The organism is Photobacterium kishitanii, from assembly GCF_003026355.1.
Lineage (GTDB): Bacteria > Pseudomonadota > Gammaproteobacteria > Enterobacterales > Vibrionaceae > Photobacterium > Photobacterium kishitanii.
This window is the reverse complement of record NZ_PYON01000012.1, coordinates 25,167-43,240: the sequence shown is the minus strand read 5'-3', so window position 1 is coordinate 43,240 and position 18,074 is coordinate 25,167. Positions and strand designations below refer to the sequence as shown.

17 protein-coding genes are annotated in these 18,074 nt (G+C 38.3%); 13 read left to right on the top strand and 4 right to left on the bottom strand.

Annotated features, from left to right (window positions below):
- Positions 1-16 precede the first annotated feature (16 nt).
- The 9 genes from C0W29_RS14280 (at position 17) to C0W29_RS14240 (ending at position 6,183) form a co-directional block, all read left to right on the top strand.
- Positions 17-619 (top strand): molecular chaperone TorD family protein, encoded by a 603-nt coding sequence (locus tag C0W29_RS14280; RefSeq protein WP_052671603.1) that lies wholly within the window; start codon positions 17-19, stop codon positions 617-619.
- Positions 612-875 (top strand): 4Fe-4S binding protein, encoded by a 264-nt coding sequence (locus tag C0W29_RS14275; protein ID WP_045044782.1) that lies wholly within the window; start codon positions 612-614, stop codon positions 873-875. Before C0W29_RS14280 ends, C0W29_RS14275 begins: the two co-directional genes overlap by 8 nt.
- Positions 876-1,108: 233 nt before the next feature.
- Positions 1,109-1,957, top strand: a complete 849-nt coding sequence (locus tag C0W29_RS14270) for a patatin-like phospholipase family protein (protein ID WP_036790522.1) — start codon at positions 1,109-1,111, stop codon at positions 1,955-1,957.
- A gap of 130 nt (positions 1,958-2,087) precedes the next feature.
- Positions 2,088-2,741 carry an oxygen-insensitive NAD(P)H nitroreductase gene (gene nfsB, locus C0W29_RS14265; RefSeq protein ID WP_045044781.1) on the top strand — a complete coding sequence of 218 codons (654 nt, stop codon included), beginning with the start codon at positions 2,088-2,090 and terminating at the stop codon, positions 2,739-2,741.
- Positions 2,742-2,744: 3 nt separating this feature from the next.
- The gene (locus tag C0W29_RS14260) at positions 2,745-3,035 is read left to right on the top strand and encodes a putative quinol monooxygenase (protein WP_045044780.1); all 291 of its coding nucleotides are present in this window, start codon (positions 2,745-2,747) and stop codon (positions 3,033-3,035) included.
- 267 nt (positions 3,036-3,302) lie between these two features.
- Entirely contained in the window at positions 3,303-3,551 is a 249-nt protein-coding gene (locus C0W29_RS14255; protein WP_045041343.1) for a hypothetical protein, read from the top strand.
- 332 nt (positions 3,552-3,883) lie between these two features.
- Positions 3,884-4,675 carry a Cthe_2314 family HEPN domain-containing protein gene (locus tag C0W29_RS14250; RefSeq protein WP_045044779.1) on the top strand — a complete coding sequence of 264 codons (792 nt, stop codon included), beginning with the start codon at positions 3,884-3,886 and terminating at the stop codon, positions 4,673-4,675.
- Between the two features lie 146 nt (positions 4,676-4,821).
- Positions 4,822-5,790 (top strand): DUF2971 domain-containing protein, encoded by a 969-nt coding sequence (locus C0W29_RS14245; protein WP_045044778.1) that lies wholly within the window; start codon positions 4,822-4,824, stop codon positions 5,788-5,790.
- Between the two features lie 42 nt (positions 5,791-5,832).
- Positions 5,833-6,183 carry a hypothetical protein gene (locus C0W29_RS14240; protein WP_045044777.1) on the top strand — a complete coding sequence of 117 codons (351 nt, stop codon included), beginning with the start codon at positions 5,833-5,835 and terminating at the stop codon, positions 6,181-6,183.
- A 517-nt stretch (positions 6,184-6,700) separates the two neighbouring features.
- Here the strand turns inward: C0W29_RS14240 and C0W29_RS14235 are convergent.
- Positions 6,701-8,587: an FAD-dependent oxidoreductase gene (locus C0W29_RS14235; protein ID WP_045044776.1), complete on the bottom strand. Its 1,887-nt coding sequence runs from the start codon at positions 8,585-8,587 to the stop codon at positions 6,701-6,703.
- 440 nt (positions 8,588-9,027) lie between these two features.
- Between C0W29_RS14235 and C0W29_RS14230 the strand changes: the two genes are divergently transcribed.
- On the top strand, positions 9,028-9,642 hold the full coding sequence (locus C0W29_RS14230; RefSeq protein WP_045041335.1) for a histidine phosphatase family protein: 615 nt from the start codon (positions 9,028-9,030) through the stop codon (positions 9,640-9,642).
- A 260-nt stretch (positions 9,643-9,902) separates the two neighbouring features.
- Positions 9,903-10,184, top strand: a complete 282-nt coding sequence (locus C0W29_RS14225) for a hypothetical protein (RefSeq protein ID WP_036790495.1) — start codon at positions 9,903-9,905, stop codon at positions 10,182-10,184.
- A gap of 82 nt (positions 10,185-10,266) precedes the next feature.
- Here C0W29_RS14225 and C0W29_RS14220 read toward each other — a convergent pair whose 3' ends face one another.
- A complete protein-coding gene (locus tag C0W29_RS14220; protein ID WP_045044775.1) occupies positions 10,267-11,247 on the bottom strand; it encodes a GlxA family transcriptional regulator in 981 nt (326 codons plus the stop codon).
- Between the two features lie 163 nt (positions 11,248-11,410).
- Between C0W29_RS14220 and C0W29_RS14215 the strand changes: the two genes are divergently transcribed.
- Positions 11,411-13,261, top strand: coding sequence for a beta-ketoacyl synthase (locus C0W29_RS14215; RefSeq protein ID WP_045044774.1), 1,851 nt, complete (start codon positions 11,411-11,413; stop codon positions 13,259-13,261).
- Between the two features lie 64 nt (positions 13,262-13,325).
- Positions 13,326-14,345 carry an HAD family hydrolase gene (locus C0W29_RS14210; protein ID WP_230850357.1) on the top strand — a complete coding sequence of 340 codons (1,020 nt, stop codon included), beginning with the start codon at positions 13,326-13,328 and terminating at the stop codon, positions 14,343-14,345.
- 109 nt (positions 14,346-14,454) lie between these two features.
- Here the strand turns inward: C0W29_RS14210 and C0W29_RS14205 are convergent, their stop codons facing one another.
- Together C0W29_RS14205 and C0W29_RS14200 are read right to left on the bottom strand one after the other, a co-directional pair.
- Entirely contained in the window at positions 14,455-15,753 is a 1,299-nt protein-coding gene (locus C0W29_RS14205) for a DEAD/DEAH box helicase (protein ID WP_036790487.1), read from the bottom strand.
- A 194-nt stretch (positions 15,754-15,947) separates the two neighbouring features.
- On the bottom strand, positions 15,948-17,594 hold the full coding sequence (locus tag C0W29_RS14200; protein WP_045044853.1) for an ABC-ATPase domain-containing protein: 1,647 nt from the start codon (positions 17,592-17,594) through the stop codon (positions 15,948-15,950).
- Between the last annotated feature and the right edge of the window lie 480 nt (positions 17,595-18,074).

Genomic DNA, 18,074 nt, shown 5'->3' with positions numbered 1-18,074 from the left:
TAGATTGTGAGAAACAATGTTCATTTGTAGTGATATGGAAAATGTAAAAGTATTGAGTAGAATTATTGGTGGCTTGTTTTATTACCACCCGAGTCAATATGAAACTGTGGGAATTAATGCGGTATTACGACTCGATAATACTGGTTTTTCTCAATTTGATAAGACCACTGCTGCAATATCTGCGACTGATCCGCATACTCTGTCAGTATGGCACGATGAGTTATTTACAGGGATTGGTGAAATGAAAGCGCCACCTTGGGGCTCGGTCTATTTAGATAAGGAAGCGGTTGTCTTTGGTGATTCAACGCTCCATTATCGACAATTTTTACTACAATGTGGTATTGAATTTGAGGCTAAACACAATGAACCTGAAGATCAATTTGGCTTAATGTTGATGGTGATTGCGAGTTTGATTGAGGAGAAAAAATTTGATGCGGTGGCTGAGTTATTATCCGTACATTTATTACCTTGGGCTCCTCATTATTTAGCGTTATTTCAACAAGCTGCACCTGTTGGAGCGTATCGTGAATTAGCTGATTTGGGTCAGTCATTTATTACTGCAGTAGCGCAACAATTTAATGCAATTGCTGCTCCTCATAAGATCTATTTTAATGCGTGAATCAAAGCAATATAGTCGCCGCCAATTATTCACTCAATTTGCGCGGCCGCCAGTGAAACAACCGCAGATGATGATCAGTAATATTTGCGATAATCTTTATGGTTATTGTGAAAGCTGTATTGATTCTTGTCCTGAACAGGCAATGATCTGGTATGCAGATAAAAAACCAATTATTAACATTGAAAAATGTACGCGATGTTTAAAATGTATTGATGCTTGTTTTATTAGTGCGATAACTATTACTGATGAGTCATAAAATGTTTATAAATAAATATTAGGTTAGTTTTATTTTTGTAAGTTAGAAAAAAGCTTATATATTTATTAGTAAGTAGAACTCTAATAACTGTATGGCTGTTATAAAAAGTTAAATATGCAATAAAAGTATGCTTTTTCTACGGTTGTGTGCAGTAATATTCGTCTTATATTGATGTGCTAATTATATTCGTAATTAGATTTCAGTAAGTTCATAACTTATAAGGATAAATGTTTATGAATGATACACCTAAGCGGGCTTTGGTTGTTGAAGGTGGGGCCATGCGTGGTATTTTTGCCACAGGTGTTCTTGATGCTTTTCTTGAAAAAGATTATAACCCATTCGATTTTACGATTGGTGTTTCTGCAGGCTCGATGGTATTAATGGGTTACTTGTGTAAAAACCACAAACGTAATTATCATGTCATTACCGAATATGCACGTAGTAAGTCATTTATTAATTATTTTCGGTTTGCAAAAGGTGGCAATCTTATTGATATTGACTGGCTATGGTCTGAAAGTATTAATAATTTGCCATTAGAAGTTGATAAATATGAAAGCCAAGGGATCCCTTTATTTGCAACAACAACAAATATTGCCACTGGTGATGCTGATTACATTGAAGTTAAGCGTGAAAATTTACAAAGTCTAATGACAGCAACATGTGCATTACCGATTGTTTATCGTAATTTTCCAAAAGTTGACGGTATTGCTATGAGTGATGGCGGTATCGCTGATCCTATTCCTGTTATTGAAGCTTATCGCCGTGGTGCTCGCGATATAACCGTTGTTTTATCTCATGCGCAAGCAAATTTTGTTCATAGTCATCAAGTACCATGGCTAACACGCAAAATATTCAAAACAACGCCGGTGTTCGGTCAAGAATTTCTAACGAAAGAATCCCGTTATAATAAAGCGCTGTATTTCATTCGCAATCCACCTGCCGATTGTCGTATTACAGCAATTGTTCCGAATAAAGATTTTTTAATTAAACGGTTAACGCGTGATGTCAATAAATTGAATGCTGGCTACGAACTTGGACGCCAAGCTGGGTTTGCAGCAATTATTAATGATAATGTGAAATAGTCTTTAGATAATCAATACCGATGATCATTAAAAATGAGTTTGGAAAATCGATGTTGTTGTATGGGTTTTCCTTTTTGTTGTGAAAGAGTATGGTATGCATCTAAAGAATATACAGGATTAGGAAAGTTATATGAGCATTATTGATGCTGCGAAAAAACGCTACTCAACCAAAGTATTTGACCCGTCACGTAAGCTTACTAATGATCAATTACAACAAATTAAAGCTTTGATTCGGTTAAGTGCTTCTAGTGTAAATTCACAGCCTTGGCATGTTATTGTTGCAGCCACAGATGATGCAAAGCAGCGTATAGCAAAAGCTGCGGAAGGGCCTTATGTATTTAATAAACCCAAAATATTGAATGCATCGCATGTATTAGTCTTTTGTTCAAAAACAACCATTGATGATGATTATCTAAGTGATTTATTAGCTTGTGAACAGCAAGATGGTCGTTTTTCAAATGAGCAATCAAAGCAACGCATGGTTGATGGACGTAACTTTTTTGTTGATTTACATCGGAAAACATTAGGTGATGCTGATCATTGGATGCAAAAGCAGGTATATCTTAACATTGGTTCATTGTTATTAGGCGCAGCTGCGATGGGTATTGATGCTGTGCCTATTGAAGGTTTTGATCGTGACATTTTAGATGAAGAGTTTGACCTTAACGCGCAAGGCTTTACGAGTTTAGTGGTCGTGCCTATCGGTTATCATAGTGCCGATGATTTTAATGCTGATGTGCCGAAATCACGTTGGCATGATGAGAAAATTTTTACGGAGTGTTAAGTCATGATCTATTTATTAGCAGAAATTAAAGCAAATCCTAATTGTACAGAGAAAGCACAAGCATTATTAGAGTCTCTTATTGCACCTACGCATCTAGAAGAGGGTTGTGAAAGTTATAAGTTGTTTGCAGATCAAAATGTAGCAGGTCTATTTGTCATGCAAGAAGTGTGGCATTCACAGGCACATCTTGATGCTCATTTAGAAAGCGCACATTTTCTGAACTTTTTAATAGCAGCTGAAGAATACAAATTATTTGAATCTGTCACATTACGTCCAATGAACTTAGTTGGATGATATAACCTAACATAATCGTTATGGTATATATAAAAGCCACTCTCAGTGAATACAAAGACTGATAGTGGCTTTTTTACATTCAACTTAGCATAAAGCAGAAATAATTAGATTAGCATTTGTTCGTCTTTTTTATTGACATGATTAGATTTACACCACAACCTAAAGTTAGATTTATGTGAGGTGATATAATTAGATCACTACTACTAAATAACTTAGACATTCAGCATGTCTGTGATAATTGGTATTGCTATGGATTGGAGTTAACGAATGAGAGACATAGAACGTATTGACTATCTTTTGGAGTTACTCGGTGATATTTGGAAAGACCACCAAGATGTGCGCTTCAATCAGCTTATCTATTTGTTACACTCCAAATATATAGACATAAATGGTGGCATTGGTAGGGTGGAATCGGATGATGGTATCAATATGCCGATGACAGGTTACGACTTGTTCAATGTCGAAGATGACAAATTCATTTCATTTTTAGAAGACATTAAAAAGTCTGGACTCTAGCTTTTAGTATGAAGTAATCCGAAGTATAGGAATCGAATATTGAATTAAGTGACGTTGCTATATTTGTCGCTATTCTGCTGACATATATTGCCCCTTTATGTGTTAGACCTTTTACTCATTCATATCGTATTAACGTGATTTTGGATTAGTTTTGGTTATACCTTTTATTTTACTCTTAGCCTACTGTCTTAAAAAGTAACAAAGCGTTACTGCGATAATGACACCACATGTATAGCAAAAGTATAATTGCCTAGATATTTAGTCACTAAGCGGTGTAGAAGTAAGAATGCTTATTAATACACTTAGCTATCAATCAGGAATTGTGAGTGTCTATGAATAATGAATATCATTGGTGGGATCTGGAAGATTCTAGCTTCAAAGGTGTTTTATACGATTCGATAAATTGTTATTTCCTTCATGACTTGTCTTATCAAAATTGGGAAGAGTTTTCTGAAGCTGACCCGCATATGGCTTACGCACATTTAACTTATGTTCGATTTAACATGCTTGAGCAACAGTTCATTGATTTGCGGGTAATCCCTCAAATGCTTGGAGTTGAGACTGTTCCCGTTAAGTCTAGCGTCCGAGACATAAATAGGTACGACTGGCTTAAAGCTATCGTTGATTTGACGTTATTTCGTTTCTCCAGCCTGAGAGATATAGCTTTTCACTTTGTGAATGAAGTTTTGGATCTTGGACTTTCTGATTTTCAGTTAAATATTAAGCAACTTAAAAAAAACCTAAAAACAGAGTCCCCTGAAATTCTTGAGGACTTAATAACTCTAGATAAAACGGGTGAAGAATTGCGGACTGATCGTAATGACCGAGCCCATAAAGGTTTCAGTGAACTCTATACTGGCGATGATCAGATGTTCAAAAACATGTCGTGGATGGAGGGCAAAGTTATCGACAATACTGAGTATGATTTGGTCGGTATTTATGAAAACTCCCGTGACAAAATTTGTGATCTAGTTGTTCAAGAAGTGCAGGTGGCACTAAAAGCTACAATCAACTTAGTTGATAATTGCTATAACCACTATCGTGATACACACCTTAGATTATCACGTGGTTCTGCAATGGGAGTGTCGCAGCATTTCCCACTACATTGTGAAAAAGATAGCTAACAAACAATTTAAGAGTGATTCCCCACGCTTGGCATTTTTGGTTTGGGTTTAGTTTAGTGTTTACGACGTTTCAAGTTAAGTGGCGTGGTAGCGTGGTTCACACCTTAATTAGGGGTTAGCCATATTCAGTAGTTCGGAGAAAGTTTTTGTTAAAAAATTTATATAAATATGCTTCACCACATCCACAGATTTTCGATAATCTGCTGATAAGAGCAAGCCAAAGATATTCGTTGAATGACCCATTTGAGTTGCGTCCATCAAATGGCGATGTTTTGAAGTCTTTATCAAATGTTGAAATCAGTATTGGCTCTAGTTATAAGCCATCTTATGATGACTACGGCATTATATCGTTCACCGAGACTTATAATAACTTACTCATGTGGGCTCATTACGCAAATGAGCACAAAGGAATTGTTATTGAGTTTGATCTACCAAAGCTCAACTTCAATCGCTATCAAAGCTATCCAGTTTTTGATAACAATGAAGATGACGAAATGTTTGCTAGTGAAAATCCGATAATTAAAGAGCTAAAAGAGGGACAAGTTCAAAGGGTTCTGTACAACCACAATCGACCAAATGAGCAAAAGTATGAAAACATTCTTGAACATTTCTTAGTTAAAAGTGATGAGTGGATGTATGAAAAAGAGCACAGAGTTATTGTCCCTCTAATTACCGCTGAATGTATCATTATTCGAAAATCCTATCTGGAAGTAATAGATGCTGTCTTAGAGCTAGATTACAACTATGTTGTTAATGATTTTGGAAATGGTATGGTTCAGGTTTCTTTTGATAGTGCACTGCGTGCTGAATCAAAAAAATACTATTACGCGTCGGATTCATTGGTAACGGATGAAGAGTTTTTTCAATCATTTAAGCTGGCGTTTTTAGGCGAAATCCTTTCAACTTTATCAAAAGACCCATCAAGTATATTTCTCTATAAATTACCTGCAAGCTCAATAAAAAGAGTGTTTTTTGGTTGTCGTATGTCCGAAGTGGATAAAAAAGTAATAATGCGTAATATCGAGCGAAATGAGTTACTTCAAGAAGTTTGTTTTACTGACGTCACCACAAGTCAGTCTAGGTTTGAGTTGGATTTTATACAAAAATATAGCTAAAAATCTGTTTAGGAGTGATTCGTAACGCGTGACATTTTCACTATGCGTCGTTATAAAAGGGAAATTGAAGCTATGACGTTCAACGATAATTCAAAATGGAGTTTGGAAAATGAGCTTAGATGTTTTGTTATCTTTAAAACTCTTGAGTCTCATAACCTTGTACCGCGAGGTTTACAAAGTGAGTTATGTCGTGATTTAGAAAGCAGGACGAATCTTTCATTTAACACGATTTATGCAAAAGTCGGTAACTACAAATCTGTCTCAGGTTTAATTGGCAATTCCCATTTTTCCTCGGCTACTAAATTTGTAATGGAAAGGTACGGAAGGCTTTCTCTTGCCGAAGCGAAGGCTTTGCTTAATGGTTATCTTCTTTGTCTTGAGCAGCATGCATAACAAGAAATTTAAGAGTGATTCACAACGCTTGGCGCCTTCACTTCAAGTCAGTTTAGTGGTTTATGGCACAATGGTTAGGTTAGGTGGTTAGCGTTGTTCACCTTAATTTGGCATTACCCTTATTTTTACTAATATCTATCTGTCCAAATGGAGCAAATAATCTAAACAGTTTCTGTCCAAAAATGTGTTTGGAGTCGATCAGTACTTATTGTATTACGGGTAATTCTATTTTTATGCATCTTCTTTAGAAGTGATTGTAATTGAAAAAGCTAATTACCATTCTGATTTAAAGATTGTCTAGAAAGGGGCTTTTATTTGAGTGATTAGATCTGAATGGCTACATCCAGATCTAATTTCGAGATAGTTTAAGTTATAACGTCAGGCCTGATTTCTTTTAAAATCAGATCCCCCTTAAAAAGTTAGATAATTGGCTTCCATTCATTGGTATGACAGGTGTGTCCAATTTTTTAATCTAGTTTTAAGGTATACGTACTTTTTATTTATGCTTTAGGTTTAATTACGCGGTAACTGGTCGTAATCCACTGATAATCAATTGCTTATCGACATGATAATCGGTCGCATAATGACGTAATTTACAGTTATTACCCTCATGGCAACCACAGCTGAGACAACGTTTAGCTTCATCAATAGCGGCTTGATTGGTATAACCTTTTTCTACTTCATTGAAACTTAAGTGGCGTTCATGGACGTTAAGTTCTGCCATTTTATTGCGCATTACTTGTTTCAGTGCATGTTCAAGCTCAGTCTCAATATCAGCGGTATTATTCGCTGAAAGTAATGAGCGCATAACATTTTTAAGCTTATCAACATGGTTTGGACGAATTAAGTGTCCTCGTGTTACGTTGCGCTCACGAAATGATTCGGTATACAGTTTTTCCATGTTGCCACCAAAGTTTGCATCAATGGCTTGTGCCGCTTTACGGCCATCAGCAATCGCTTCTATAGCTGTTGCAGGGCCTCTACGGAAATCACCAATACCAAAAATATTATCGACCCCAGAATACATAGTTTGCTCATCAGTATCGAGTGTATTCCAGCGGCTCATCGGTAGCTCAATGGTATCGTTGTTTAAAAAGCGAGTGTCTGTTTTTTGCGATACTGCAGCAATGACGGTATCAAACTCAGCATAGATATATTCACCCGTTGCTTTTGGTGAACAACGTCCAGAAGCATCGGGTTCACCTAGTGCCATCGTCTCTAATTTCACTTGGCAAACACGGCCATTTTCATCCGCAATATTTTCAACAGGATTAGTTAAGAATAAGAACTTAACCCCTTCGTGTTCAGCTTCTTCAATTTCATACAATTCAGCTGGCATTTCATCGCGAGTACGACGATAGATAAGCGTGGTATCTGCACCTAAACGTAAAGCCGTTCGTGCACAGTCGATAGCAGTATTACCGCCACCAATAACAGCGACTTTTTTACCAATCACGTATTGCTTATCGAGTATTTGATCTTTTAAGAAATCAACCCCAAGATAATGACCATTAAGGTTTGTACCTTGATAACGCATTTCACTCGCGAGTGAAGCGCCAACGGCTAAGCATACCGCATCATAGTCTTGTTGCAGTGCTGATAAGCTAAAATCAATACCCAGTTTTTTATTGGTCTCAATCGCCATACCATTACGACACATGATCTCAATTTCTTGATCTAAGATATCTTTAGGCAAGCGGTATTCAGGAATGCCATAACGTAACCAACCGCCGGCTTGAGGCATCGATTCAAAAACCGTGACGTTGTAACCTTCATTACTCAAGAAGTAGCCACAACTTAAGCCTCCAGGACCTGCGCCTACTATGGCAATACGCTGGGGTTTGGTTGGCTTTTTCGTCGGGGTGTAACTCTGTAATGATGCTAAATCAATATCTGCGGCATAGCGCTTTATTTGTCGAATCGCAATCGAACCATCAACCAATTTACGTTGGCACTTAGCTTCACAAAAAGCAGGGCACACTCGACCAATAGACAGTGGCATCGGTAAGGTTTTCTTTATTACTTCAATTGCTTTTTGAGGTTGATTAGTCGCAATAAAATGGAGATAAGATTGAATATCTACATCTGCTGGGCAAGCAACTTGGCAAGGGGGAACACTACAACTTATATTAGGTGCAGATAACAGGTTTTCTAGGGCGTGTTTACGACGTTGGATTAAAGCAGAAGATGTTGTTGTTACCACCATGCCTTCAGAAGGGTGTACACGACAAGCTTTGATTGTACCACGGTGTTCAATTTCAACGTCACATAAGTCACAGTTATGCTGAAAGCCATCGATACCACATAGCGATGGAATGGTGATGCCACATGCTTCTGCGGCTTTGAGCAAGGTTAGACTTTTATTTACCTTGAATGTGTTGCCGTCAATAATGATATTTACCATTAATAGTCTCTTATTCTTTTTATCTACTGAGAGCAAAGCAGTATTGATATCATTGTGTGTCTCAGTGATTTTTAATTATTTTATGAATTACCTAAAAGGCTATATCCGTATAAGCCAAAGATACGAATTGCTTGTAAAGCAGAGGTTCGACGTATTAAAGTGTCTGTTATATATTCGTAATACAAATAGGAGCGGCATAATAGCATGATACCTGTCAGGTATAAAGAGGGCTTTTTAGTGGTAACTTTTTATTTTTTCAATTAAAAATCAATGATTTAAAAAAGGTAAGCGTTTGCGTCACTATATTTTAACGTTGATTTTAGTTGTGATATAACGGGCCTGTAATAGGAATAAAACGTATTTATTATGGTTTGTTTTTAGGTTAGATATTGTTGGAAATGTCCGTATAGTATAATCTACAGCTCAAGCAAGGGGGAACAATGTCAAAAAACATATTTCTATTACGACATGGTCAAACAGTTTTTAATGCACAGCAGCGTTTACAAGGACATTGTAATTCAGATCTAACGGATTTAGGGCACCAGCAAGCATCAGTTATTGGTTTGTCATTAAAAAATAAATTAGCAAATAAACGTCAGTGGACTATTTATTCAAGTCCTTTAGGTCGAGCGATACAAACCGCTGAAATTGTTGCACAACAAATCGGAATTGATCCAAGTGAAATAGTGCAAGATGCGCGTTTGCAGGAGTTTTGTCTTGGTGACTGGGAAAAGGCTTATATTCCAGATCTTAAAATAATACAGCCGCGTCTTTTTGAACAGCGAGATTGGTATTTAATGGCACCCAATTCAGAATCATATTATGCCGTTAAAGACCGAATTGAAGATTTTTTAGCTGATATATCAGTCCCTGATAATGTGATTGTTATCTCTCATGGTTTAACTGGCGCAGTATTTCGTGGGGTATATTTAGGGATGACTTATAATGAGGTCTTCTCTCAAGATTTGCCGCAAGATGCCTATTTTTTGTTAGCGAATGATAAGATTAGTCGTATTCAATGTGAAACTCACACTGCTGATACTGTAACTATTTAGATGATTATTACAGCAAACTAATAGTAACGTTTTATCTATAAATAAAATTTATCTTTTCTTTGACTGTAAAGTATAATAAAACGTACTTTACGTGACAAATTTATGCTTATGTTCATAGTCTGTTCATTTATACGCCGCTATTATCGAGACAGATAATAAAAGTATTGAATTGATATTTGTGTAAGCAGACTTATCAGGTACATGATAAACGTTAGGATAACCTAACGGCCTGATTGATATGATTTTAGAGGGGCGTGCCCATGAGAAATTTACTTACTGGTTTTTTTGCTATTGTAATCGGTTTATTTGCAGTTTCTTTTGCTGCAATTATGGCATTGCTTCTTGGTATTGCAGCGATGATTGCGAAGCCTTTTATTAAGCGTAAACTTGCAGCTGAAGGCGTGCAATACGAAGAGAAGAATTTTACTGAAGGCTTTGCTGGCCAAGATGAGACCATGAACAGTGTGTTCCGCCAGCAACGTCAAAGTACAGCAAACGTAATTGATGGTGAATGCGAAGATGTGACAAGTCGAAAATTTTAATCGATGTCATAGCATTCATAATAATAAAAACGCCTAGCAATGACCGCTAGGCGTTTTTGTTTGTATTCTAGTTACATGACAATTATTGAACGTTGTAGGCTTTTGCTTTAACCATATGACGGTATTGAGAAGGCGTAATATCAAATTCTTTTTGAAACCGTGTTGAAAAATGATACGCATCTTTATATCCAACCTGTTCTGATACATCTGATAATGACATCCCAAAATCGCGTAATAATTCTTTAGCTGTTTCCATTCTTATTTTTTGTAAATATTGGTGTGGTGCTTGGCCGACCTGATCTTTAAATTTACGATTAAAGCTACGTAAAGGTAAACCACAATGTTGAGCTATTTGTTTGGTCGTTAATGGCTGCGACATGTAGCGTTGCATCCAGTCTTGTGCTTGGGCAATAGACTCATCAAACTGTACTTGACCACCAATTTCATAAAAAGGTTGAGGACCAGATTTACTGATTTCATGGCCATAATGAGTTTCTATGGTATTAGCGATTTTCTGGCCATAATATTTTGAAATTAAATACAACACCATTTCTGTTTGTGAGTTAATACTTTCCGTGCAGTAAAGTCCATTGGCTGAGGTAATAGATGCTTGGCGGTTAAGTTTTATTTGTGGGTAGCGTTGCGAGAATTTGTCATAAAAATACCAATGAGTAGTCGCTGTTTGATGATTTAATAAACCTGTTTCAGCAAGCCAAGTGACACCTGTTCCTGTAGCAATTATCTGTGCGCCATTATGATATTGCTTAATTAGCCAGTTAGGAATTTGTGGGTGTTTTGATAATGATGAAATAGGATTTCCCCACATTGGTGGCACAATAATAATGTCGAAATTAGTAGGGTCCTCAAAGGTAATATCGGGCTGAATACGAATACCAGCGGTCAGGGTCTGTGATTCAAGGCTTGAAGCGATGAGCTTAATTTCAAATGGAGATTGTTGCTGAGTTTTACGATCACGCAAACTAGCAGCACTGGTCAACATCTCCGCACTTAATGAGATCCCAGTCACGAGCGCTCTGTGAAAAAGAATAAAACCTACCTTCATTATTTTCTCTCGCTAATTTTTGTTCAAAAAACACTCGCTAGTGTAATGTTTTTGTAAGATTGGCTGGAATGTAAGTGATTTTGGCATAAACATAGAATGAATCACAAGTTAATACTGATATTCTCATTTCAACGGTGTATTAAATCGATTTCAGGATATTAAAATGGCAAAGTTACCGCTAATTGTTGGTTTAGGTGGCATTAATGCAGCTGGTCGTAGTTCTGGCTTTCATAGCTACAAACTTATGATTGCTGATGTGCTATCTGAAGACGCAATGCAATCAACATGGCAAGATCTCGCTCGCCGCATGGGGCTGAGTGATGATGGTGCGATTACCGAAGATATTATTACTGCAATTAAAGCGGGCACTTGTGTGCGCCGTATTGATTCTTTTGATCCTGACAATTTGTTATATCAATATAAAGCGAATCTTAATTCAGCCGATGATCAGATCACGTTTACTTTACGTAAATCTAAACTACCCAATCATATTCCGGCTAACTGGCAAGTTGATATTCAAGGTGCAAAAGCGGTAATTACTGTAAATGGTAATCTTGATGCGCTAGTTGAAGGTCGTGTTGCTTTTCCTGTTTCTAGTGGCGGCAATATTCCAACAGGTTTTGATCCAAGTAAATTGTATAATTCTCGTTTTCATCCTCGTGGTTTGTCACTAACAGTATATGGTGCTTCAGATGCACTCAATTCATTAGGTTTTGAGTGGGATGAAGTATTACGTCATATTCAGCCCGATGAAGTATCAGTGTACGCAGGAAGTGGTTTAGCTCAAATTGATGATAACTCGTTGGGTGGCATGATTTCAGCACACCTTACTGGTGGACGTGTTAGTTCAAAGATGATGGCATTATCTTTTGCAGAAATGCCGGCAGATTTTATTAATGGCTATGTCATCAATAGTATTGGCGCAACAGGGACTAATATGGGGGCGTGTGCCACTTTCCTATATAACCTACGTCAAGGTATGCATGATATTCAGCACGGTAAAGCGAAAGTTGTGATTGTCGGTAATGCAGAAGCACCAGTAGAGCCTGAAATAATGGAAGGCTTTCGAGTGATGGGCGCATTAGCAGAAGATGAGCAACTTAAAGCGCTTGATGGTATTGATACTGTCGATAATCGTCGAGCTTGTCGCCCGTTCTCATCAAATGCTGGATTCACGATGGCTGAATCGGCGCAGTTTGTGGTGTTAATGGATGATGAATTAGCACTTAAACTCGGCGCTAATATTTATGGTTCAGTGGCTGACGTGTTTATTAATGCCGATGCCAATAAAAAGTCGATTTCAGCGCCAGGTGTTGGCAATTATGTCACGGTAGCTAAAGCAGCCGCATTAGCTAAAGCAATTCTTGGCGAAGAAGGTGTGAAGCAGACATTTGTGCAAGCGCATGGAACGGGTACACCACAAAACCGAGTGACAGAAAGCCATATTCTTAATGAAGTTGCGAAAACGTTTGGTATTGATAGCTGGCCTGTCGCCGCGATCAAATCTTATGTGGGTCATTCAATGAGTGCGGCAGCAGGTGATCAATTAATCGCGTCTTTAGGTGTGTGGCAGTATGGCTGGTTGCCTGCGATTAATACCATTGATCATATTGCTGATGATGTTCATAACTCAAATCTTAATATTCTAACGCAGCACACCTATGCGGGTGAATGCGGTCAAGATTACAAAGCGGTTATTCTTAATGCAAAAGGTTTTGGGGGTAATAATGCATCGGGTTTGGTGTTATCTCCTCAACAAACAGTATCAATGCTAACGGCGAAATACGGTATTGAGGCTATGTCTGCTTACAGCGCACGTAATCAAGCGATTAAAGCGGTTACAGCGCAAAATGATACTAATGCGTGTCAAGGGCAAGAAACCATTCGCTATCAGTTTGGTGAGGCGGTTATGGATGAGAATTCAGTTACCATAACGACAGATGCGATTAAGTTATCTGAATTTGAACACGCGATTATGCTTAATAGTGTTAACCCTTACGCAGAATACAACTAGAATAAGAACAGCAGGTTATATTGACCTGCTTTTTATTATGACTAAGATCAAGGATTATAGGTTTGTGACTAGAAAAAAAATGGTGGCAATATGGGTTGGTGTAGCCAGTTTACTCGCAGCTTCAACATCGGCTTATAGTGCAACATGCGCTAATAGTGGAGATGTTTTACCATTATGGAATAATAGTGCTAGCCGCAGTGCTATAACCCAGTTTGTTAATGAAGTGACGACTGTAGGCAATTCCGACTATGTTAAACCTAGTGCACGTATTGCTGTATTAGATAACGATGGTACTTTATGGCCTGAAAAACCAACTTATACGCAGTTTTTGTTTGCTTTTAGTCAGATTAAGCATGAAAGTGCGCAGCATCCTGAGTGGAAAACAGAAACACCGTATAAGTGGGTATTAGATAACAATACGAAAGCAATCTTTGCGAAAGGCTGGGGGGCATTATTGCCTATTTTAGCCACGTCGCAAGCAGGACTTACACCCGAGCAATATAATAAAGACGTATTAAATTGGCTTTCAACGGCGCAGTCACCACGTTTTAAACGCCCATACACAGACTTAGTTTATCAACCGATGATTGAGTTAATTGATTACCTACATGCACATAAATTTAAGGTGTTTATCGTAACGGGTGCTGGTGGCGCATTTATCAAGCCATGGAGTGAGGCTATTTATCATATTCCAGCTGAAAATGTGATTGGTACTGCGTTTGGTTATACTTATAAGGACGGTACACTGATTAAAAACAATAAGTTGGTGTACATTGATGACGGCCCACAAAAAGCGATCAATATTGCGACAATCATTGGTAAGCGTCCTATTCTTGCCGTTGGTAACTCTACTGGCGATAAAGCGATGCTGTCATGGACAACTTCTCAAAAAGGCGCAAGTTTAGGGATGTTGATTCATCACACCGATGCTGAACGCGAATGGCAATATGGTGCTGATTCTTTTGAAGGTAAATTTACCCCTGCATTGATGCAAGCTGCAAAACAGCACCAATGGCAAGTGGTTGATATGAAAAAAGATTGGTGCCAGATTTTTCCGACCAAAGCTGAGCGTCGTGCGTTGTAGTTATTGTTAGCCGTAATGTGATGCACGTTATGGTTAATATGTAATAAAAAAGCCGAGTAAGATAAGTATCTTAACTCGGCTTTTTTAATGCTTAAAGCATCCGTCTACATTACTTCTTCAAACGGGTGATTTTAGTTGCTTTACTGCTAATCGCTTTACGTAAACGTGCACGACGTTCAGCAGCTGATTGGTCTTGCGTTGGGTTATTTTGACGCCCAGCACGATCACGGTAAGCCGCTTTGGTGTTCATACGCTCAACTAACGCTTCACGGCTCTTTGGCTCGTAACCTTCCAATTGTACGCGGTGAATACGTTGATTAATCAAACGCTCGATTTGAACTAACGTTAGTTCTTCTTCGCGGCTAACAAATGAGATTGCATTACCTTTTTGTCCTGCACGACCTGTACGACCAATACGGTGAACATAGTCTTCAGCAAGGAATGGCATGTCGTAGTTAACAACATACGGTAAGTTTTGAATGTCTAAACCACGTGCTGCAACTTCTGTCGCAACCATCACACGTGCTTTACCTTCTTTAAACTCTTCTAATGCTCGGCGACGCGCACTCTGAGCTTTATCACCATGGCAAAGAACTGCTTTAATACCATCGAGCTTTAATTCTTTAACCAGTTGATTAGCTGTGTCTTTGTAATTAACAAAAACCAATACTTGTGGCCAGTTTTTCTTACCAATTAATTCAGATAGCATTTCACGTTTGCGGTCTTCGTCAACAGGATATACCACGTGAGCAACCGTCGAAGCGGTGCTGTTTTCAGGTGTAACTGTAATACGCTGTGGTTTACGTAGAATATCAGCCGCTAATGCATTCATCTGTGCCGAAGAGGTAGCAGAGAACAGCATAGTTTGTGGTTTAGTGCGGATATCTTCTAGGATAACGCGGATAGCACCGATAAAGCCCATATCAAGCATACGGTCAGCTTCATCAAACACTAAAAATTCTAGGTTAGCTAATGAAACGTTATTTTGTTCCATATGCTCAATTAAACGGCCTGGTGTTGCGACAAGAATATCAACACCTTGCTCTAGGCGTTTTTCTTGAGATGACATTTTTTTGCCACCGAAAACAGCCGTACAATTGATATTAGTATATTTTGCGTAGTCGTTAATATTAACCGAGATTTGCTCTGCTAGTTCACGCGTTGGTGCAAGGATCAATGCACGAACATTAAAACGACTTTTTGGTGTTGGTTTTTCAAGTAGCTTTTGAATAATAGGTAGTGAGAAGGCTGCTGTTTTGCCTGTACCTGTTTGCGCTAAAGCTAAAATATCAGCGCCACGTCGTGCTTGAGGAATGGCTTTTTGCTGAATAGGGGTTAATTTCTCGTAACCAATTTCAGTTAATGCTTTAACGAGATCGGGAGAAAAACCTTGGGATAAAAATGACATGCTGTGTTCCTAAACTGTCGGCCTATGCCGATTACATTCATAAACTAATGATTGTGGTTAGTTTATGAATGTAATCTGCGAATAAAATGACCGCATATTATAGTTGATTGTAGCTTATTGCGCTACTGTATCCTGAATTAACATAAACCCCGCATTATGCGGGGTTTAGAGAATAACAGTGGTTACGGTAAACCTTATTTAAATTCAGCTTTACGCATACGGTTTAATACTGCCATTACCTCTATTACGCGAGGTTTAGCCATTTCACCGTATTTAGGCATCATATCAGCCCAATTTTCGTGCAACATATTGGCAAATGCGCGGCTAGGGTTTTTCTCCCAACCTTTAGTTTGCGCAAGTTGGAACCATAAGTAACCAATAGCTAATAGTTGGCTTGAGTGAGCAATTTGCTCTAATGCTTGCAAGTCAATGTATTCACGACCAAAACGTAGTGATGTTTTGTCTTTAACTTGAATACGGAACTTGCCTTCTTCCAACATTGCTTGCAATGCACTGCGGTTTATTTGACGCGTACGAGGATGAACAATAACTTCTGTTCCTTCTTGCTTGCGACGCGTTGGATGAGAAGCAACAACGGCACGTGCTTTTTCTGTTACATCAACAGCATCATAGTTATGCATTTGAATAACAGTATCAGCTACATCAAGGTAGTCACCTGAGCCACCCATTACCAACATAACGGAGATATTGTGTTGATCGCGTAATAATGCAATACGGTCAACTAATGGGGTAATTGGCTCATCTTCTTTACAGATCAATGCTTGCATACGCTCATCACGGATCATGAAGTTAGATGCTGATGTATCTTCATCAATTAATAAAGCTTCTGCACCAGCCTCAATTGATTCTTGTAACCATGATGCTTGTGAGGTTGAACCCGAAGCATTCTGGCTACTAAACGCCGTTGTATCTTTACCCATAGGTAAATTGCTGATGTAAGGTGATAAGTCAACATTGTGAACACAACGACCATCTTCAGCACGAATTTTAGCTGCGGCATCATTTGTTACAACGTACTCACGACCATCGCCAGGAACATGATCATATACAGAACGTTCAATGGCACTAAGCAGCGTTGACTTTCCGTGGAAGCCACCACCAACAATCAGTGTAATACCTTCTGGAATACCCATGCCGCGGATCTTACCTTTGTGCGGTGCTTCTAATTCTACCGCTAAGTTATCCGGGCTTAGAAATGGAATAGCATCTGGTAGTGGCAAATCACTGTTACCTGCAATACGAGGTAATAAGCTGCCATCTGCAACAAAGGCTAATAATTTATGTTGTTTTAGCTGGCTACGTAGCGCAACTTGATCTTCAACCGCTTCACAGTGACGTTGTAACTCATCCATTGGTAATTCACGTGCGATAGTTGCGCGACGAATCATCTTTGGTAAATAGAATGTCAGTAGATTTAGCGTTTTTTTAGCAATAATAGTACGGCCATCAGATGGCATATTAATGCGGAAACGTAATTCAATACCTTCGTCATCAAATACAACAGAGGTACGATCTAGAATTGTTTGTCCTGGCATGTCAATCAAGACAGCATTGTCTTGCTGTGATAAATCAGCAAAGAAACGTGCAATAAAATCACGAGCAGCACGTTGGTAATCAGTCGATTTTCCACGTAGCCATTCAAGGTCGGTTAATGACCAAGCACGACGAGCACGAACGCGAGAAGCGGGCGCAAAGGGATCCGACTGAACGGTATCGATAAAAAAGTCGAAATCAACAAAGTGATATTCACCGCGCATACTTGAATAGCTACGGTAGTTATGACGGTCAATTTTATGGAGTTTGGCTTCGAGTAATTGCATATCGCCCCGATATCGTTCGTTATTAAATACAGAGCGCATTAATGAGGTCGGCTCTGGTCGCTGGATATTACACTAAACACTGGCTTTTGGCATGAAAACTTTAGCTAGGTCACAAAAAACAGCCAAAAAACAGCCATCTTTACAACATTGATAACGGTGTGAATGTAAAGTCATTTTATATGGCTAAAAAAAACACAATTCGATTGAATGATTACAAAGCTAAGTGTTTTCTTCTTATCGATAAAGTGTGTGATAGATGGTTAATACCATGCATACCTTTTAGGTATGGTTATGCCTTATATCTATATGTTTTTTGGTTCGTTTTTGTATGTTATAGATTAGTTATTTTTATATAAATAAATTGAACAGTTTAGAACTCTAAATTATCACCGAAAAAAAGTGATTATTAGCACTAAAAATGAAATTGTAAGTAAAGGTAAACTATTTTCATCTTTTCTATCCCTCAATACTGGTTATCTT